Here is a 19,973-nt window from a genome sequence, read left to right on the forward strand (position 1 = left end):
TAATACAATGAGTTTAGTAAAAAGAACAGATAGATTACCTTTTATTTTTGATGATATTTTTAATACGGATTGGTTCGGTGGAATCAGTAACGATCATAAAATAGGTTTCAATACTCCTGCCGTTAATGTAAAAGAAAATGATAATGATTTTGTTATCGAACTTGCAGCACCAGGATTAGTAAAAGAAGATTTTAAAATAGAATTAGATAACGATGTATTAACTATTTCTTCTGAAACGAGTAATGATGCCTCAGAAGAGAAAGATAATTATACCAGAAAAGAATTTAGCTACAGTACGTTTAAGCGTTCATTTACCTTACCAGATACTGTGAATAGTGTTGAGATTTTAGCTTCTTATAACAGTGGAATTTTATCCGTAAAACTTCCTAAAAAAGAAGAAGCAAAAGTACAACCTAAGCGATCGATAGAAATTTCATAAGTTGATTTGAGATTTGAGTTAGTTAGTTAATGTTACGAAAAACGCCCTTATTAAAAGGGCGTTTTTTTATGTTTTTATAATGTGTTTCCGTAATAACAATCTTTAGAAAGAGCTTTAGAGTAACTGGTTTTGGATTCTAAATCCATAATAAGATACATCTCTTTTTTCAGCTTTATTTCTATTCTATTTTGCTTCCAGTATATTTTGATATCCTTTGATTTAAGGTTTTTAATGTAACTATACTTATTTGCAAAAGTAGTCGTTAGAGGAGGTGCATTTCCATTTTTTGTAGCTTCTTTTGGACTGATTTTTATGGATTCAGGATCAACGACTGAGCAAAGAAATCCATCAAAATCAATTCCCTGCTTATCAGAATTCAATACATATACCCATACAGAATATTCATCTTCTTCTATCATTAGTGTTCTACCAGATATAGGATCTGTAGAAGTAATGAAAATACCATCAACGGTTCCTTCTGATCTTGTTTTTGGTGTACCTATGGCAAATACACTAGTAAATATTGATAATAAAATTAGTTTCATTTAAGGCGTACTTTATATTAATTATAATTATCACAAACAGTTTGCCTGCATTGTTATAAGTTTTAAGCCCTAATAAAATTATATGAGTTAGATCAGAAGAATGAAATTATATTAAATTATGATCTATATGAATTGTGTATGGCACGAATTTAAGGAATTAATCTTAAAGTTGTATCGATTATTTGTATATAAATTTGTGAGATTTCCCCCTCAATTTTCTGTTTTTAAACTTAATAACATCAATTAAACACTCGATTTAATCTTTTTAATCATATGCGTTTATTGAATTGTATTTAACTGATTCATAAAGTAATGTCGCCAAATAAAATATGACTATAAAAAGCAATACTTCAGTATTTATTTGCAAGAAGCTGATCAGTTTTAGAATTTAATAATCCAAGTTTACTGTCAATAAAAGGATATAGTCTGATTAGGATGCTAAGCATTATAAATATGTTTCTAATTACTTTTTTTTACAAGAATTAAACTAAACTTAGTTTTATGGCACTTTCTGCACAAGCCAATACCGCATCTTTTGCAGAGATAGGTTGCCAACCTAAAAGTTTTATAGCTTTCTTGTTATTTACTTTTCTTTCTGCGCCTAAATCAACCAGAATTGGTTTTATAGTTTTATCAAGATTAGAGAATAAACGTATAACAAAATCAGGTAAAGAAAATTTTGGCACTTTTTTGTCAGGATATTTTTCTCTTAATATAGAGGCTACTTCCTTAAAGGTTAAAAAACCAGCTGAGCATACAAAGCGTTCGCCAGCAGCTTCAGGAGTTTCCATTGCTCTTATATGCAGATCGGCTACGGATCGAACATCAACCATATCAAAACCAATTTTTGGAATTGCAGGAGAACTACCGTCCATTGCTTTTATTACAATATTAGCAGAGGTTCCAAAATCTTTTTCTAGTATTGGACCCAGAATTGCTCCAGGACAAATGGTGGTCAATTCTAATCCACTAGTATCACTTTTAATAAAATCCCAAGCAGCTTTTTCTGCTATTGTTTTACTTCTGAAATATGGAGTAGAGTCTTTTATATTGGTAATATCGGTCCAATGGTTTTCATCAAAAACACCTTTTCTGTTAGATTTCTCTTTCCCATATGCAATTGCTCCAGAAGAGGATGTAAGCACTACTCTTCTGAGTCCATGTTTAGAGGCAGCTTTTAATATATTTATCGTTCCAGCTTTAGCAGGAGCAATGAGTTCTTCTTCATGTTTTGGTAATTCTCTAGGAAAAGGCGAAGCAATATGTATTACATCCTGAACTTCGCTTATAAGATCATCCCATATGTTTTCATCCATTAAATCCGCTTCAGCAAAATATAATTTGTCAATATTATCCGTGTTTTTTGCGATAATTTGTTTTATTTCATCAGCTCTTTTCATGTTTCGTAATGTGCCAATAACTTCATATCCTTTATTAAGTAATTGGATGGCAGTATGGGAACCAAGAAAACCGGTTACTCCGGTGAGTAATACTTTTTTATTTTCCATTTCTTAAGATGATTTTTACAATTTTTAGAGATCTAACCATTTTTTAAAATTAGAGGTTCGTTCTCGCGAAACAATAATCTGTTCTTCTTCTTGTGGTTTTAGTTTGAGTAATAACCTACTATTAAAATAACTGTGTATTTCTGTAACCGCTTTTACTGATATCATAAATTTTCTATTGATTCTAAAAAAATGAACGGGATCCAGAATATCCTCTAGCTGATCTATAGAGTATTCAATGGGGTATTGCTGTCCAGTATGAGAGTGCAGAAAGATCAAACCTTCATTCGATTTGAAATAAGCAATATCTTCTACACTAAAGGTGTTAAATTGATTACCAACCTTAATCATGAACCGCTTTTTGTATTCTTTAGTAAATAAGTCTTTAATTTTTTCTAATTTTTCATCATTAAAAATTGCATCAGATTTTATCTGTGACTTTCTATATTTTCCAAGGGCATTTTTGAGATCACTTTTATCAATAGGTTTTAATAAATAATCTAATCCGTTATACTTAAATCCTCTAATAGCATATTCGTTGTATGCCGTAGTAAAAATAACTGGAGGATGATCCTCTAGCATATCCAGAATATCAAACCCGTATCCATCATTAAGCTGAATGTCCAGAAATATTAAATCAGGTTTTGGGTTATTGTCAAACCATTGACGACCATTTTCTACAGATGTGATTTGACCAGTTATCCTAATTTCAGGAGCGAGCTCCCCAATAAGAGCTGCCAGTCGTTTAGAGGCAAAATTTTCATCTTCTACAATTACTGCTGTCATCTTAGGATACTTTTACGATTGCAATTTCTTTTATATTCTTGGTAAGTAACGGAATCGTTACCTTAAAATACCAGTTTTCAGTTTTTACAATTACTTTTTGATTTGTGTAGAAAGAGTATCTTTTTTCTATGTTTTTCAATCCCAGTTTAGTGGATTCTTCTTTATGTTTTCTTACGTGTAGATTGTTCTGAATAACAAGACTGTTATTTTTGATTGAAATAATATTGATTTCCAAAGGTTTTTCTTTAGAGTAATAATTATGTTTTAGTGCATTTTCTACTAACATTTGTAAAGAAAGCGTTGGGATTACATAATCTTGTGGATTTACAGAGATATGGGTAGTGATGCTAAGCGCTCCCTTGTGTCTGATATTCATCATAAATATAAAAGAATCCAAAAAATTTAGTTCTTTTTCCAAGCTTACTAAATCTTCCTCGCGGTTATCCAGGATATAGCGATAACAAGTAGCTAATCTGGACACGAAATCCGATGCTAGATCTCTGTCTTCATACATAAGAGAAGTCAGCGTGTTTAGACTGTTGAATAAGAAATGAGGACTTATTTGGTTTTTTAAAGACTTGTATTTCGAGGTCATTATTTCCTTCTGAAGATCGTTCATCTTATTTTCTATTTCTTTTTTTTGTTGCAAAGAATGATAGAATAAGTTGAAGATGATTAAGGCAAAACCAAGAATTGCTGCTCTAAAAAAATCAATTCTAAAACGTAACCAAGGATCATCTACATCAATTTGACAAATTTGGTCAAACTGAAAGATTGCTAAATAATATACTAATGCCGAAATAGGAAGGCAAATGGCCATATTAATTAGTAAAATCTTAACTCCTTTCGTTAGGTCAAGACCTTCACCTGTTTTCGATTGTAGTCTTTTTACTAACCAATCATTGCTTTCCCAAGCAAGCATGAATAGAAAAAAAGCGCTACAATAATAAAAAATACTTGTAGCATCAAAAATGTTTTCTTCTTCGTCATGAACGATGGTAAGTTTGATCAAGAAATACACTACATGAATAATGATCACTCGTATTCCTAATTTTTGTATAGTAGTTTTTTTTAGCATAAAGATTCAGATAGTATTGTTAAAGATACATAACTGAGAATCAATTTACATGTAGTATTTCCTTGAATTGTCATAATAGAAGTTGAACCGTAGTAAAAGTCATTTCTCTTGAAAATTGAAGCTAATTAGTAACTAAAAAGGATTCAATCATAATTATATACAGTTCAAGGGTTAAATGAACGACTCTAGTATTTTGGTTTTGTGGATTAGTATCAAGTTAGCAGATTTGATCAAAATCAATAAGGTTATGAAAAAATACGCTTTCATATTTGCTATTTTATGTATCAGTATAGTGAATGCACAAACGGGAATTATTAAAGGGCTTGTAGTCGATAAACAATCAGAAACTCCATTGGTCGGAGCAACTGTAGAATTATTAAATACGGATGAAATCAATGGGGTTATTACAGATATAGATGGATATTTCACCTTAGAAAAAGTTCCTTTGGGAAGACAAACTGTGCGAGTAAGTTATATTGGTTTCGAATCTATTACTTTACCTAATATTGTTGTTACCTCAGGTAAGGATGCAGTTGTTAATGTATCCTTAATTGAAGCTTTTGATCGATTGGATGAGGTAATTATAACTTCAGATACTAATAAAGCTCAGGCTATAAATAAATTAACATCAGTCTCGGCACGGCAATTTAGTTTAGAAGAAGTGACTCGTTTTTCGGGAGGTAGAAGTGATGTTGGACGATTAGCGGCAAATTTTGCAGGAGTATCTGCTCCAGATGATAGTAGAAATGATGTAGTGATTCGAGGTAATTCTCCTACGGGATTATTATGGAGATTAGAAGGGGTTCCGATACCAAGCCCTAATCATTATAGTACATTAGGAACTACTGGAGGGCCTGTGTCGGCATTAAATCCTAATCTGTTAAAGAATTCTGATTTTATTACTTCTGCTTTTCCCTCAGAATATGGAAATGCAATCGGAGGTGTTTTTGATCTAGGTTTTAGAAAAGGAAATAAGGATGATTATGAATATACTGCTCAAGTAGGAATTTTTACCGGAATAGAAGCTATGGCTGAAGGTCCTGTTGGAAAAAACAATGGATCTTTTCTGGTTGCGGGAAGATATTCATTAGTCGGTTTACTAGGTGTTGGAGCAGGAGGAACTTCGGCAGCTCCCAATTATAGTGATGTTTCTTTTAATCTGGATTTAGGAAAAAGTAAGTTAGGTAATTTTTCTTTGTTTGGAATTATTGGTTTTTCTGATATCGATTTCCTTGGTGATGATATTGATGAAGACGACCTTTTTGCAGCAGAAGATGAAAACAGCTTTGTGAAATCGAGGTTTGGAGTGATAGGTCTAAAACATAGAATTAATATCACCGACAAGTCTTATTTAAAAACTATTGTTTCAGGTTCATTTACAGGAAATGATTTTATGGCCGATCGCTTTATTGATAAAGATACTCCACAAGAGCGAACCATACTATATACTGAGGCGGATAATACCGAAAATAGAGTTACTTTTTCTACCCTGTATAACACTAAACTAAGTAGTAAAAGTACCATAAGAACAGGAGTTTTATTGGAAAACATAGGAATAGAATCCCTTGAAAGAGATCGCGAAAAACAACCAGACCTCAATGCAGATGGAGATCCAGATTTGTTTACGTTTAGAGATATTGACGAAAATCTAATGATAGTTCAGCCGTTTGTTCAAGGACAATTTAGACTGACAGAAAAGCTAACTTTAAATGCAGGAGTTCATGGTCAATATAGCTCATTGAATGAACAATTTGTAATAGAACCAAGAGCTGGACTTAATTATAAAATATCCCAAAAGCATCGTTTAAGCTTTGGGTATGGTTTGCATCATCAACCTGTTCCATTACCCCTCTTATTCTTAAATGAAGAAGTGAATGGGGAGTTGGTGCAAGCCAATAAAAACCTTGACTTTGTAAGAAGTAACCATTATGTATTAGGATATGATGTGAAATTAGGTAATAGTTGGAGAGGTAAGGTAGAAGTGTATTATCAAGATATTGATAATGCTGCTGTAGAATCATTTCCTTCTAGTTATTCATCGCTAACAGAAGGAGCTGATTTTGGGTTTGATAATGATCGAATTTCATTAGTAAATGAAGGAACAGGTTTTAATCAAGGAATTGAATTGACACTCGAAAGATTCTTTAATAAAGGGTATTATGGATTGTTAACTACCTCTTTATTCGAAAGTAAATATGAAGGAAGTGATGGTGTAGAACGCAACACACCATTTAATAATGGATATGTGATCAACTTGTTAGCGGGAAAAGAGTTTGCTATGGGAAAAACTAAAAAGGATGTGTTATTTTTTGATACCAGACTTACTTTTTCTGGAGGTAGATATTATACTCCTGTTGATTTAGCAGCATCGCAAGCTGCTGGTTTTGAGATATTACAAGAGGATATTGCATTTAGTGAACAAAACGATGGATATTTTAGATGGGATGTGAAATTAGGATATAAGATCAATAGTCGTAAAAAGAAACGTTCTCATCAATTTTATGTGGATTTGCAGAATGTAACTGGAAATGAGAACTTATTTGCTCGACGTTATAATCGAATAACAAATAATGTAGATGAGGTAAATCAGATAGGGTTCTTTCCGGATTTCGGATATCGATTTGAATTTTAACATAAAAAAAGAGGCAATGCACACAATGAGAACACCATTATTAACGTTGATTACTATTGATAACTTGGCTTTCTGGGGGTATGGACAAGGAGATAATAATGATGCTAAGAAAGGGTTTATGGATAGTCAGTTATATGATATCGCATATTTGATTCAGTTTAGAGACCGTGTGAATGCTACAGTTTCTAAAGTACCAATTGCTTGGCATTTGGATCATAGCCTAAAAGTTATTAATAGAATTCACGATGTACTAAAGAGTTCTGATCCTACTGTTTATGAAAAACGTTTCAACCTAGCTCGTAGCTTTTCGTTTTTGTTTGGTTATATTCCTAGAGGAAGAGGGCAATCTCCCGCAGCTGTTTTGCCGCCAAAGGAAATAAAAACTGAAGGCATATTGTCTCAATTAGAAATAGCTAGAGAAAATCTTTCAGATTTAGAAAATTTAAACGAAAATGTGAACTTTATTCACCCGGTTTTTGGTCAGCTAAATAAAAAACAATCTAAGCGTTTTCTTGAGATACACACCAAACATCACTTAAAAATCATACGTGATATTCTAGGTAAAGAATAGAAAGAGCCTAATAGTAATCAGATCTTTCGGTATAAATAGATGGTTTCCAAAGCTCCATTTTTTTGCATTATTTCTTTCTTTGTTTCTTCTTTCCATCCCGGTATATCGAATTGATGTGTTGCAATTCTTGCTCCAACAGGTAACTCTTTTTCCAATTTTAGAGATAATGCACCCAATACACTTCTGGAGAAATAAAGTATTAACACATCTGCATTAGAGATATCCGCCTGGTAAATATCCTCAGTCCGAATTTTTATTCGATCTGACAGTTTAGCTTCTTCTATTTTTATTTTTGCATCTCGTATCGCTTCTGGCAAGATTTCATATCCTATACAGTTTACATCTGCCATAGCGCATGCCATAATTAATTGCCTGGCATCACCGCAACCAAGATCAAAAACTGTTTCTCCATTTTTTAATTCTAAAAGATCCAGTTTATGCTGTACAACCTCAATAGGAGTAGGGAAATAAGGGTCGTCGTTTGGAATAAAAGAGTAATTCATCCTATATGATGGTTAATTTTGTTTTTCTCGTTTTTCAATTTTCATGGCTCTTGTATAAAAATCACGAAAATCTTCTTTATTATATTTTGCACGCATGGCAGAAAGCACATCTATTAACGATAAACTGCACCAATCCCATAACATGGTATCAAAATTATAGGAGTACATCTGTTTTCCTACCTCTTTTCTGATTTCGTTTATTTCAATTTTATCAAAACCGTTTTCTAAAAGTCTATCCGTGACTAATTGATCGTTTTCTGTGGTATATTCTGTATCTAAATAAGGTTCTAAAATCCAATCCCAATTCCAGCTATATGCAAACAGAGGTATTTTGTTTTTTTCTGCAAATATTTTCAACTGCTCTTTTTTCTCTGCTGACATAAAAACAATATCGTCTTTTATTTTAATTTTTAATACGCCAAAATCAACACAAATGGAGTTAATTTCTGATGCTTTAATTAGTTTTTCTGGATATGCTATGGATGGTTCAAAAGGATACTCTTTTATCAATATTGTGTCTTTGCCGATTTCCGAATCTCCCATTCCACAAAGTAAGTTGTTAGCGGTAATCTTACCGTTATAAGTTTTGAATATATTCTTAAGAAATTTCACGCTTACATCTTGGTTATTTGACAGTTTACTATCTAAAACAATCCTATGATTTCTCCATCGTCAGTTATGTCTATTCCTTCGGATGCGGGATGTGCAGGTAATCCAGGCATTCTCATAATATCACCTGTTATAGGGATCAAAAAGCCTGCTCCAGCAGCTATTTCAATTTCTCTTACTGTTAGAATAAAATCTTTTGGTCTCCCTAGTAATTTAGGATTGTCAGATAATGATTTTTGGGTTTTTGCAATACAAACCGGTAAGTGATCTAATCCTAAATTGGTGATTTTTTTTAAATGCGCTTTTGCCTTTGCGGTATAATCCACATGTTTGGCACCATAAATTTCTGTGGCAATAGTTTCTATTTTAGTCATAACAGTAGATTCCCACTGATATAACGGCTTAAAATCTGAAGTGTCAGATGCTACTATATCAATTACACATTTTGCTAATTCAATTGCGCCTGCTCCGCCTTTTTCCCAAACTTCGGCCAGTGCAACTCTGACACCTTTGGAAGCAGCAAAATTTCTAATAATATCGATTTCCGCATCACTATCCGATGTAAATTTATTAATTGAGATTACTGGTGTAATATGAAACTTAGAAATATTTTCTAGATGTTTTTCTAAATTTGGTAGCCCTTTTTGCAATGCTTCTGTATCCGGAATAGTCAAAGATTTCAGATCTGCACCTCCATGATATTTTAAGGCACGTATTGTGGCAGTAAGTACTACTACTTTTGGTTTTAATCCAGCACTCTGACATTTAATATCAAAGAATTTTTCGGCACCCAGATCAAATCCAAAACCAGCTTCTGTTACTGTGTATTCTGAATGTGTCATACCCATTAATGTAGCTATGACTGAATTTGTGCCCTGAGCAATATTGGCGAAAGGTCCGCCATGGATAATGGCTGGATTTCCTTCTATAGTTTGCACTAGATTTGGTTTTATCGCATCTTTAAGTAGCGCAGTCATAGCCCCTTCAGCCTTTAGGTCTTTTGCATACATAGGTTTTTTATCATACGTATAACCGATAAAAATATTACCTAATCGTTTTTTGAGATCACCTAAATTCTCGGCCAAACAAAGAATCGCCATAATTTCTGAAGCAGCGGTAATATCAAAACCAGTCTCTCTGGGTACACCTGATGTTGTTCCTCCTAAGCCAACGATAACGCGACGTAAAGCACGATCATTTAAGTCAACTACTCGTTTCCAACTTATGGTTCTTGGATCCAACAATAAAGAATTGGTTTTGCTTTGAATATTATTATCTATAATCGCTGCTAATAGATTATGTGCTTTTTCTATGGCTGCAAAATCACCTGTAAAATGAAGATTAATATCTTCCATCGGTAATACCTGCGAATAACCACCACCTGTAGCACCACCTTTGATACCGAAAACAGGGCCTAATGAAGGTTCTCTTAAAACGACAGTTGTTTTTTTATCTAATCGATTTAAACCTTCAGATAAACCAATAGACATGGTAGTCTTTCCTTCTCCTGCCGGTGTGGGAGAAATAGCAGAAACCAGTACTAAGTTGCTTTTACTGGCATTTTGTTTATCGATGGCTTGTAAGGGTAATTTAGCTTTATGTTTGCCATACATTTCTATTTGATCTGGATCGATACCAAATTTTTCTGCAATGGATGAAATATGCGTAAGAGTCACTTTTTTGGCAATTTGCAAATCATTCATAGGGTATAGCTTTTAATCGTTGAACATTAGAAATAAAAAGTATATAAGCTTTTTAAAGAAGTATAAAGTTTTCTTTATGTTTAAAAATAGTAATTATTAAACAGTTTTGTTTATGATTTTCACTAATTATCAGCTTTGATATTGGACTAAAATTATAAGCCCTGTTATAATCATTGATACATCTTGTATACTAATTTATTTCAATATTTTAATTGGATATAAGGTTTATGTTAAAACCGTTCTTATTCCAATTTCTTCGTTAACTCTTTTTCTGAAAGAGCTATAGCCAAACGCAGAACTTTGAACTGCATAAATAGATTTTCCTTGATGATCATATAATCGCAAAACTCCGCCTAAAGTATATCTTTTTGCCTTTGATATATCTGACCATAAATATTCAATGGTTTTCTTCCCTGAAGTAATTTTGAAACCTTGTCTACTATGAACAACAGTGGTAGTTATATGTTTAAATAAAAATAAACCTGTATATGACATTTGACCAGCAAAATACAGTAGAACAAAAACTCCTGGGGTCCCTAAAACTCCTTCATTTAGAATGATGATTACAATCCAGTATGATATCGCTATAGTCAAACCAATGAAAAATAGGATGATAATATACAACATGATCTTACCCAATAATGAATTGCGTACTATGTCATTTTTTGAAATTGATTCCATATTTATGTATAGGCAATACTTTTTTGAGTTGGTGGCAAGTCAAATATAAATATTTTGCTTTTATCTTTTTCCTCATAGATGTCAAATTTTATATTTGGTGACTTTTCAAATAAATACGATCCTTTGGGTAAACCTAAACAGCCCTATGGTTTTTATACATTGTTAGTATTTCATTATTCTAGTACTATTTAAATTATTTATTGCGAAGCGAATTAATGATTTAATATCTGGTTAAATTTCTCTAAATATTCTTGTTCATAATTTAAAATTCCTTTGACGTGCGCTCCTTTTATTTTCCAGAATGTTGTATTCGATTTATTTGAATTATTAAAAATATTTTCACCCAATTTAAAAGGAATCAATTTATCTTCTGTACTGTGTATAATTACAATAGGTTTAGTCACCTTTTTAATTTCTTTGTTTGTTGGAAAATCATTATTCAATAGCAATGGTATTAACCATTTATAATTCTCTAAGTTGATTTCACTAGCATAATGTTTAGCTACATCGGGAAAAGAACTAAAAGTACCTTCTAGAATAAGTCCTTTAATGTCACTATTTCTTTCTGCTGCATTTGTTGTAGCAAAAATACCGCCTAGAGAAACTCCCCAAATGATGATGTCTGTACCTTTAACTTTATCCATTTTTTTAAACGCATCAAATATTTCAATTGCATCTTTTTTTAGTATACTGGAGTCGTTGTCATCTCCGGTGGATTCGCCAAAACCTCTTCTTTCATAGGCAAATATTTGATACCCATCCTGAAGAAGCGTTTTGTACGTTAATTGAGCGGTATTTAAATCCATTCCATTTCCTAAATGATGAAAAATAGTGGCCTTTATTTTTGCTGAGTCAGGGCTAAATATAGCTGCATGTATTTTGGTGTTGTCTTCCAAATCCAACATTAGTTCTTGATGTTTATATAGGCTTGTAAATTTACCTTTACTGGGAGTAGCTCTATAAATATAGGGATCAAGGGTTCTGCTAAATCTTATATAGCATATTATACTAATGAGTAATATTACGATCGCACCTATTAACCTGATAAGAATTTTCAATGTTTTTTTCATTTACTAAAATGTTTGATTGTTCAAATATTCTAGTAAAAAAAAGAGGTTTTTAAATCTCAGGAAAATAAAAGTTGCTGATGACTATTTTTTGTGGTCAATTAGTCATTTTTGGTGTGGTTTAGTATTTATTTGGGGTGATTTAACAATGTATGCACGGTCTCAAAAAAGGGCTGCGATACAGGAATACTGTGCTCTGTTTTTTTTAGGTACAGTTTGGCATTTTGTTTACTTCCTTTTAACGAAAGAGTAAAGTCTGGGTTCACAATATATGAGCGGTGTATTTTGACAAATAATGGGAGTTGTTTTTGAATATTAGAAAGAGTACTTCTTAATAGTTTTTCTTTTAGCAAATTTTCTTCAAAATAGAATATGCTTACATAATTATTTTCGGACTTTACGTAAACAAGATTTGTTTGATCCACTTGAAAAGATTCCTTTTTTAAACTACCAGAAATAGTAATATTTTTAATCAAGTCTTCCTTTGTCAAGTCTTCCGATTTATCTTGGACTTTTGTTCTAGTATATCGTTTTCTTAATAAAATCGCTGAAATAAACAAAAGGGTGCCAAAGCCAAAGAATATAACTTTAAACCAACCAAAAAAATGATTTAGATTTAATCTTTCAGGATTTTTATTAATGATAATTTCTGTATAGAAAAATGCAATTATTATTACGGATATAATAAAAAACAGACAAAAGATGATTTCTTCAAAAAGTTTCCAAACCTTGGCTTTTTTATAGTATATAGCAGAAAATAAGTGTATTATAAAATACATGAAAAAGGTCATTACGCCATATCCTGTAAGGTAGATTGTTTTAAACGAAAAGTCAGAACTTCCTGAGTCAAAGGGTTCTAAAAAAAAGAGAATGAACAGGACGAAAAACCCTAGAGTAATCCCAATAAAAATATGAACTCTAAGTGAAATATTGTATGGAAAAGATTTGTTTAAAAACATGTGTAATTCATTTGTTATGAATTCTTTATGGTAAATGTGAAATTATTTAATATTTAGTAATTGTGGGTAACGGTATTGTATATGAAAAGTGGCGATTATAAATAAAAAGTTTTTTAGTTAAACCAAATCTACAAAAAAAAAGTGCAAGCCTTTGAGATTTGCACTTTCTTCGGTATTTTTTAGATACGTCTTTGTTGTAGCCAGTTATATTAAGTTAATTGAGATAAATTACGATTCTTGATGTTATCCAAAAATCACCTCTCTAATAATTTGCCAACGATTCTCTTCCCAAACGAAATCTAAAATTACAGTCAATTCATTATTTTCTTCGGTAAGACTTACTCTTCTTTTGACAACGATATGACCTTTATCTTGATTAACTTCTGTATGGATAAATTTTGCCCAAGTGTTCTTGGTTCGTTCTTCTCCTTCCAATTTGGAGGCAATTAATGTTTTGAATTCATCTTTCTTAAAAATGTTTTTATTATCATTTTGATCAATCATAATAACAATCATATCATTATGGTAAATTGAATCAAGTGTAGCTAAGCCAAAATTCTCGTCTGGTTCTATTAATCTATTTATAGATTTTATTAAGCCTTTTTCTGTTTGTTCATCTTGCTGTTTCATATATGAAATTTGATTTTTGGGTTCATTACAGGAAAATATAACTAGAGATATTAGTAGTATATTCAGTGTCTGATTAACTGTAGATAGTATCATGATTTCTTGATTTTGTGGCTATTTTTTGTACATATTCACCAAATAACTTTCTATCGTATCTCCATGAAACAATAGTTAAAATAATAGCGGCGAATCCGTGATATATAAATCCGTCACCAACTATTAAATGAGCGGAAACTGCAAGAACAGCATCAAATAGAAAACCAGCATATGCCAATTCTTTTAAGAATGATGACTTTTTGGTCAATATTGCTATAGGTCCTAGTATTTTTAGTACTGCTAATGGATAAATAATCCAAGTTGGGAATCCTAAACTAATAAAAAATTGATGAGCGTAATCGTAATTTAAAAAATACATTAAACCACCTGATGCAAATAAAAAGCTAACAATTCCTGTTACCAGCCAGTAAATAACTTTATCTCTTTTCATAATTCTATAATTTAGTAACATTTAAGTTTTGGATATAGTTTCCGAACACCTTTCTGTCATATATCCAAGAAATTGAAGTAACGACTAGAGCAATTACGGCAGGTACAAATTCGTCATCATTGACTATTAGATGGGCACATAAAGCTAGTATAGCATCAAATAAAAACCCTGCATAAGCGAGTTCTTTTAAGAAGTTGTTTTTTTTTGTAAGTATAGCAAGTACTCCAAATACTTTAAGAATAGCTAATGGATAAATAATCCAAGTTGGAAACCCAAGGTTTATAAAGAAACCTTCGATTCTTGGGTAGTTAAAAATATACATCATTGCACTAAACATGAATAAAGTACTGAGTAGCCCTGTCGAAATCCAATAAATAATTTTGTCTCTTTTCATAATATTAAATATTTTCTGTTATTAAGTTGTTTTTTAGAATGTTTAAAAGCTCTGTGGGTTCAAGTCGTGTCATATAATCTTCTTCAAAATGGACAAATACGATTTCCATTTTCTTATTAATGATATATATAGCGGGCACTGGTAATTCAAAATTATTGTTCTTATGAATTCTAGTGAAATCCATACCGAAATTTTCAAATTCCTTTTTAGACGCTTCGTCTAGTTGAAAAACGATACCAATTGCTTTCATTAATTCGGCATCAATATCTGATAAGACAGGAAATGAAAGTGTATTTTTATCGATTGTTTGATTTACCAGTTCTGGTATTTCCGCACTGATTCCTACTATATCAGTATTCAGTTGGTTAAAGATTTTACGTAATCGTTCATATTCTCGAAGTTCCATATTGCAATATGGGCACCAACCACCTCTATAAAAGTTTAGAATTAGGAATTCCTTTTCTATTAAATTGCTTAACAATAAATTGTTTCCGTTGATGTTTTGAAGACCCATATCTGGAATATGGTCTCCCACTTGAAGCGCATTCTCTTTTAACCGTTTTTTTCTGATGTCATTAATACTATCGGTAAAAACTTTAATTATCGACTGCGGCATCCTCTCCATAGTGGCATTCCGCATTTGTTTTAGTTGTTCTTGTAATGTCATTTTATACCTAATTTTTGTTGGTACAAATATCATGTCAAACAACCGTAATTTGATTATCTATGCTTGCAAACAAATAGTCAATATCTAACCGAGTCTAGATTTTTTTAATTCTTTTTGAAATTGATTTGGAGTGAGGCTTGTGAATTTTTTAAAGAAACGAATAAAATTCGAAGGCTCTTTAAAGCCCATTTTATATGCAATTTCTTGAGAATTATACTTGTTTTCTGAAATATTTCGCTTAGCTTCAAGTAGTAACCAGCTATCTAAGAAAGCTTTCGCTGTTTTATGACCAATTTGTTTACAAATGTCATTTAAATACTTGTAAGATACAGCTAGTTTTTTCGCATAATCTTTTGCATTATGACTTTCATGGTAATACTCGGTAATTAATTGTTTAAACTGAATAAAGTCTTTGAATCGCTGACTTTCAAATGTTTTGTGCTGATAAATAGAAAGACGTTTTATTTGAAACAACAGCGCTATTAAAGTTGAATTGATAATTTCGGCCTTCATAATATTGTTGGATTCCAAATGTAAATTTTCAAGAAGTTGTAAAAATGGATTCAAAGCTGTCATATTTTCTTTCCCAATTAAAATACTTGGGGTGTGATAGATATGGAGAAAATGAAAAAGATTCTTTTCACTTATATTTTCGGTGATAAAGTTTTCTTCAAAAGAAATAACATATCCTTTAACGGTAAGATCCTTGTTAAACGAATGTACTTGGTCTTTTGTTAGAGGTAAAATTACTCCTGGAGATAAAATCTCCTCTTTAAAATCAATAGTATGGAAACTCTCGCCTTCTGTAATAAGTATCAAGGCATTAAATTTAATTCTATGCGGATTTGATAAATCATATTCACTTTCTTTACAGCGTTTATATAATTCTTTAATCGATATAAATTCAAAAGGAATATCTTGTTCTACAAAACGTGAGAAAATAATATTCTCTATATTATTAAGCATGAATCAATGTTGTTTTTTATCGAAGTTCTTTGTTAGGACTATTTTTTTTCTTTAATGATTAGGTGTCTGTGTCATAACTGTATATCAATATTTTCGTAATGGTTAACCGAACATTTTTCAATGTATTTCTCCATTCCCTTAGGTATATGTGCTTCATTCCATTTATCTCCTACGAAATTTATTAAATCATCCTCTTTTTCCCATCTTGATATCATAATAAATTCATTAGAATTCCATTTGGTAGGTCTTGCAATTTCAAGAGAAATAAATCCTTCATAGTTATTGACTATAGGAACCGAAATTTCCTTGAATTTAACTTCAAATTCATGATGAAGTTTTTTGGGAATAGTGGCTTTAAAAATTCGGATAATCATTTCCTGTGTTTTAATTAAACCTAATGGTTTGTGTATGAAGCATAGCGCGTAAAAAGATACTAAATTTTGAATTTAACACAGAATCAATTTTTTAGATTTTTTTATCTAACCAATTTAAATTGATTCGATATAAACTTTTACCATCATATAAAAAAAAATCAAAGAATTGTTTTTAAGATTTCCTTGAGTTTAGCATAATTACGTCTCAGATTAATGAAGAAAAAGGTTACTTTTTGCCTCAGTTCTTTGTTGGTAGCTGTTTATCTTTTAGTTCAATTAGATTTATAGATTTTTTATGAATTAGTAAGATTCCAAATGCTACAAGAAATCCAACTATAGCCCCAATCATAACATCTGTTGGAAAATGTTTTCCTGATGAAGTTCTATAATAACAACCTAGAACTACACCAATAAGAGCTATAATCCATAGTATATTTTTATACTTCCGTTCTTTATAAAACAAGCTATACGAATATGCAAAAAACACAAAACCAAATGCAATAATACTGGCGTCACCGGAAAAAAAAGAATTTAGAATATCATAATCCACAATGTCTTCCAAAAATTTTTCTTTTGCCTCAGGATTTAATGTTTCAATTTCATTAATTGTTCTATATGCAAACGGTCTGTATCTATTAACTAGACCTTTTGCTAAACCAGTTAAACTTTCAGTTAGAACATACCCTTGTGAAAAAATAAAAAACAAAACAAGTCTTCGTTTTAAACTACCAGCAAAAAGGAATAAAGAAAAGGGTATTAAATAGATTGAAGTATTTTTAAACACCTTTCCATTGTTTTTAGCTCGTATGTCCCATCTTCCAGTAATACCTCTGTCAAAAGTATTTATTTGATTAATTTTTGCTTGATTCAAACTTCCAATTTCAAATTCAGTAAAATTGTCTGCTTTTATTTTTTGAAGTTCAATAGATGTATAGGATAACCCAATCAAAACTAAACAAATTAGAAACTCCTTTTTTGAACTTAAAGTAACTATACAATGATCTTGAAAATAGTCATTTTTTCTTAGCACTAATAATAGAACGATTATTAAAGAAATTAGAATATAAATTATTGTCATTTTATACGTGTTTTAATTGAGATTTCACGTAAGATTATCATTAACTTATAATTATTCCAAAAATCTATAACGTCGTATTCACGACATTTACCCGACATTAATTTTTTTGTATAAAATCTCAAACTACCAACTTGGGTTTGGTACAATGCGCTGACTTGGTAGGATTAGAAATTGTTGTGCTTTCATTATTTATTCAACCACTTTTTAAATAATTTCATCAGTAATGGTTGCGCCACATAAACCATTAATATTACTAAAACTGTTGTTAAAAGTAGTTCTACAACAATAGGGTTTAACCCTAATGCTATTAATCTTGGTTTAAAAAATGGCATAATCGTGAAGATTAATGGAACGATAGCAATCCAAACTATGATTGCCATCTTCCATTTTTTTGGTTTTCTATCTACAGCCATTTATCTATCAGTTACCTTTTTATAACTTACTTGTACTGGTGATTGCAAAATAAACAATTCACTATTTTGTGTAACATTTAAGTTTACTTGTTCTATGTTATTCGTTTTTGTAAAACTATCTTTTAGCATTTCATTTCCTTCAATTTCAAGACCACCTTCCATTAAATAAAATGAATGAAAGCTATTCTTATCTAAATTTATGGTATGATTGCCTTTAGGTAATTTATATCGTTTTGCAAAAATACCCGGAGCGTCCGTTTGTATCGGAGCATCTTCTCCCGCATATGATTTTACCTCATAGTCATTTTCATTTTTCCATTGAAAACTGTTTGCTTGATAATCCTTGTAGTAAGGTGCTTTTTGTAATGATTTACTAAAATCTGGATCAAACCATATTTGAAAAGCTCTTGAACCTTTCCAATATTTTTCTGAATGTTGTAAACCACTTCCAGCTTTAATATGTTGTACACCATCTGCTGGCAAAGGCGTCCATTTATTAGTGGCAGTATCATAATGCTCTAAACCACCATCAAAAATAAAAGTAAGTATTTCTATCCCTTCGTGTGGATGCATTGGAAAGGCTCCTTCTTCAATTGCATCTACATTTGCCCAGTAAATAAGGTTTGAATATAAAGGCTCTCCAGATAAAGGTTTGTTTTCTTGGAGACGCCCACCAAAAAGCGAAATGCCTTTTTGTTCCAGTTTTGATTTTATATGTAATTCCATTTTATTTGCCTTTTTTATTAATAAAGAACTTTATTTTTTCTGTTTAACTGATGATAAATAGCTTTCGTAAACCCATCCGTAAGAAGTGAACTGCCCTAAAACACCACCTAATTCCATAGATTTCTCATCTCTCCAATCGTGCATTAATTCTGCATTTACCGATGCCCATGTAGCTACTTTTGCGCCAGCTTGAGATAAGCGATGCATTGTGGCATCTTGTACCATTTTGTTCCACGTTCCAGAAGCATCAATAACTGCATAAGGGTCATAGCCATCGCGAACAGCTGAAATAGCGGGGAACAATAAGCAGACATCTGTTACGATACCAGCCATAATAACCTTCTTTCTTCCAGTCTTGTCTATTGCTGCTTTGAAGTCTGGATTATCCCAAGCATTTATTTCTCCTGGTCTGTCAACAATAGTTGCATCTGGAACGATATCTAATATTTCTTGCCAGAAAGGGCCATTTGGTCCATCAGCCATACTTGTGGTTATGATTACTGGAATCCCTGCGACCTTAGCCATTGTTGCTAATGCTTTTAAATTGTTTTGCAATAGGATAGGGTCGATGTCCCTAACACTTGCTAGTAAACCTGTTTGATGGTCTATTAATGTTAGTACTGCATTCTCTTTTGTTAAAAACTCTGTAAATCTGTTGTCTGTTTTCATAATATTAGTTTTATTTATTATTGTATAGGTAATATTTGTATAGGAAAATATTAAAGAAAATTTTTTTAACTCCTAATTTTGATTAAAATTTTTGATACAATCTCTGCTTCTTCTTCAGTAATAGAGTAGAGGACTTTAATAAGCTCGTTTATTTCTTTTGTTGCGTCTGATAAGATCTTTATACCTTCTTCAGTAATGTCAATATCCATCTGCCTTCTATTAGTTAAACAAAGACAACGTGTGACCCATTTCTTGATTTCCATTTTATCAATCAAACGAGTAATATTACTACCTTTATCTATGACTTGATCTTTAAGAAATGAAGCAGATACAGGTGTGTCTTTTGCACCTTTCAGGATTCTTAAAATGTTGTATTGAGCTGGAGAAATGTCATAAGGTTTTAAAACTGTTTTCAATTGATGCATATACCAACTATGGGTAGTTAGTAGTTCTACAGCAACATTTTGATATAAGTCCTTAGTTTTTTTCATTGT

The 19,973-nt window shown here is 31.6% G+C and carries 24 protein-coding genes; 3 read left to right on the forward strand and 21 right to left on the reverse strand.

Features of this window, described 5'->3' with window-relative positions:
* Positions 1-7 precede the first annotated feature (7 nt).
* Entirely contained in the window at positions 8-439 is a 432-nt protein-coding gene (locus Q0975_RS19610; RefSeq protein ID WP_299439792.1) for an Hsp20/alpha crystallin family protein, read from the forward strand.
* A 74-nt stretch (positions 440-513) separates the two neighbouring features.
* On the opposite strand, the gene Q0975_RS19615 is transcribed toward Q0975_RS19610, so the two are convergent.
* The 4 genes from Q0975_RS19615 to Q0975_RS19630 all read right to left on the reverse strand — a co-directional run bounded on the left by Q0975_RS19615 (position 514) and on the right by Q0975_RS19630 (position 4,353).
* Positions 514-984, reverse strand: coding sequence for a hypothetical protein (locus Q0975_RS19615; protein WP_299439794.1), 471 nt, complete (start codon positions 982-984; stop codon positions 514-516).
* Positions 985-1,466: 482 nt separating this feature from the next.
* Positions 1,467-2,492 (reverse strand): aldehyde reductase, encoded by a 1,026-nt coding sequence (locus Q0975_RS19620; RefSeq protein WP_299439796.1) that lies wholly within the window; start codon positions 2,490-2,492, stop codon positions 1,467-1,469.
* Between the two features lie 24 nt (positions 2,493-2,516).
* A complete protein-coding gene (locus tag Q0975_RS19625) occupies positions 2,517-3,275 on the reverse strand; it encodes a LytTR family DNA-binding domain-containing protein (RefSeq protein ID WP_299439798.1) in 759 nt (252 codons plus the stop codon).
* 1 nt (position 3,276) lies between these two features.
* Positions 3,277-4,353 (reverse strand): histidine kinase, encoded by a 1,077-nt coding sequence (locus Q0975_RS19630; RefSeq protein ID WP_299439800.1) that lies wholly within the window; start codon positions 4,351-4,353, stop codon positions 3,277-3,279.
* Between the two features lie 247 nt (positions 4,354-4,600).
* On the opposite strand from Q0975_RS19630, the gene Q0975_RS19635 reads away from it, so the two are divergent.
* Together Q0975_RS19635 and Q0975_RS19640 are read left to right on the forward strand one after the other, a co-directional pair.
* Positions 4,601-6,985, forward strand: a complete 2,385-nt coding sequence (locus tag Q0975_RS19635; protein ID WP_299439802.1) for a TonB-dependent receptor — start codon at positions 4,601-4,603, stop codon at positions 6,983-6,985.
* Positions 6,986-7,001: 16 nt separating this feature from the next.
* Positions 7,002-7,556 (forward strand): DUF1569 domain-containing protein, encoded by a 555-nt coding sequence (locus Q0975_RS19640; protein WP_299439804.1) that lies wholly within the window; start codon positions 7,002-7,004, stop codon positions 7,554-7,556.
* Positions 7,557-7,573: 17 nt separating this feature from the next.
* Here the strand turns inward: Q0975_RS19640 and Q0975_RS19645 are convergent, their stop codons facing one another.
* The 17 genes from Q0975_RS19645 to Q0975_RS19725 all read right to left on the reverse strand — a co-directional run bounded on the left by Q0975_RS19645 (position 7,574) and on the right by Q0975_RS19725 (position 19,970).
* Positions 7,574-8,059, reverse strand: coding sequence for a methyltransferase domain-containing protein (locus Q0975_RS19645; RefSeq protein WP_299439806.1), 486 nt, complete (start codon positions 8,057-8,059; stop codon positions 7,574-7,576).
* A 12-nt stretch (positions 8,060-8,071) separates the two neighbouring features.
* Positions 8,072-8,671: a hypothetical protein gene (locus tag Q0975_RS19650; protein WP_299439808.1), complete on the reverse strand. Its 600-nt coding sequence runs from the start codon at positions 8,669-8,671 to the stop codon at positions 8,072-8,074.
* Between the two features lie 32 nt (positions 8,672-8,703).
* Positions 8,704-10,371, reverse strand: coding sequence for a formate--tetrahydrofolate ligase (locus Q0975_RS19655; protein WP_299439809.1), 1,668 nt, complete (start codon positions 10,369-10,371; stop codon positions 8,704-8,706).
* 225 nt (positions 10,372-10,596) lie between these two features.
* Positions 10,597-11,052 (reverse strand): hypothetical protein, encoded by a 456-nt coding sequence (locus tag Q0975_RS19660; protein WP_299439811.1) that lies wholly within the window; start codon positions 11,050-11,052, stop codon positions 10,597-10,599.
* Positions 11,053-11,264: 212 nt separating this feature from the next.
* The gene (locus Q0975_RS19665) at positions 11,265-12,122 is read right to left on the reverse strand and encodes an alpha/beta hydrolase (RefSeq protein ID WP_299439813.1); all 858 of its coding nucleotides are present in this window, start codon (positions 12,120-12,122) and stop codon (positions 11,265-11,267) included.
* Between the two features lie 125 nt (positions 12,123-12,247).
* Positions 12,248-13,078 carry a LytTR family transcriptional regulator DNA-binding domain-containing protein gene (locus tag Q0975_RS19670; RefSeq protein WP_299439815.1) on the reverse strand — a complete coding sequence of 277 codons (831 nt, stop codon included), beginning with the start codon at positions 13,076-13,078 and terminating at the stop codon, positions 12,248-12,250.
* A 243-nt stretch (positions 13,079-13,321) separates the two neighbouring features.
* Positions 13,322-13,708 carry a hypothetical protein gene (locus Q0975_RS19675; protein ID WP_299439817.1) on the reverse strand — a complete coding sequence of 129 codons (387 nt, stop codon included), beginning with the start codon at positions 13,706-13,708 and terminating at the stop codon, positions 13,322-13,324.
* A gap of 73 nt (positions 13,709-13,781) precedes the next feature.
* The gene (locus tag Q0975_RS19680; RefSeq protein ID WP_299439819.1) at positions 13,782-14,192 is read right to left on the reverse strand and encodes a DoxX family protein; all 411 of its coding nucleotides are present in this window, start codon (positions 14,190-14,192) and stop codon (positions 13,782-13,784) included.
* Between the two features lie 4 nt (positions 14,193-14,196).
* Positions 14,197-14,586 (reverse strand): DoxX family protein, encoded by a 390-nt coding sequence (locus tag Q0975_RS19685; RefSeq protein ID WP_299439821.1) that lies wholly within the window; start codon positions 14,584-14,586, stop codon positions 14,197-14,199.
* Positions 14,587-14,590: 4 nt separating this feature from the next.
* Positions 14,591-15,253, reverse strand: coding sequence for a peroxiredoxin-like family protein (locus tag Q0975_RS19690; protein ID WP_299439823.1), 663 nt, complete (start codon positions 15,251-15,253; stop codon positions 14,591-14,593).
* Positions 15,254-15,337: 84 nt separating this feature from the next.
* The gene (locus Q0975_RS19695) at positions 15,338-16,219 is read right to left on the reverse strand and encodes an AraC family transcriptional regulator (RefSeq protein WP_299439825.1); all 882 of its coding nucleotides are present in this window, start codon (positions 16,217-16,219) and stop codon (positions 15,338-15,340) included.
* A gap of 71 nt (positions 16,220-16,290) precedes the next feature.
* Positions 16,291-16,593, reverse strand: a complete 303-nt coding sequence (locus tag Q0975_RS19700; RefSeq protein ID WP_299439827.1) for an antibiotic biosynthesis monooxygenase family protein — start codon at positions 16,591-16,593, stop codon at positions 16,291-16,293.
* A 238-nt stretch (positions 16,594-16,831) separates the two neighbouring features.
* Positions 16,832-17,671: a phosphatase PAP2 family protein gene (locus Q0975_RS19705; RefSeq protein ID WP_299439829.1), complete on the reverse strand. Its 840-nt coding sequence runs from the start codon at positions 17,669-17,671 to the stop codon at positions 16,832-16,834.
* 185 nt (positions 17,672-17,856) lie between these two features.
* The gene (locus Q0975_RS19710) at positions 17,857-18,051 is read right to left on the reverse strand and encodes a hypothetical protein (RefSeq protein WP_299439831.1); all 195 of its coding nucleotides are present in this window, start codon (positions 18,049-18,051) and stop codon (positions 17,857-17,859) included.
* Between the two features lie 33 nt (positions 18,052-18,084).
* Complete coding sequence (locus tag Q0975_RS19715; protein WP_299439833.1) at positions 18,085-18,810, reverse strand: pirin family protein; 726 nt, start codon at positions 18,808-18,810, stop codon at positions 18,085-18,087.
* Between the two features lie 30 nt (positions 18,811-18,840).
* A complete protein-coding gene (locus tag Q0975_RS19720; RefSeq protein WP_299439834.1) occupies positions 18,841-19,479 on the reverse strand; it encodes an isochorismatase family protein in 639 nt (212 codons plus the stop codon).
* Positions 19,480-19,544: 65 nt separating this feature from the next.
* Positions 19,545-19,970 (reverse strand): MarR family transcriptional regulator, encoded by a 426-nt coding sequence (locus Q0975_RS19725; RefSeq protein WP_299439836.1) that lies wholly within the window; start codon positions 19,968-19,970, stop codon positions 19,545-19,547.
* Between the last annotated feature and the right edge of the window lie 3 nt (positions 19,971-19,973).

The organism is uncultured Aquimarina sp. (assembly GCF_947500065.1).
Taxonomy (GTDB): domain Bacteria; phylum Bacteroidota; class Bacteroidia; order Flavobacteriales; family Flavobacteriaceae; genus Aquimarina.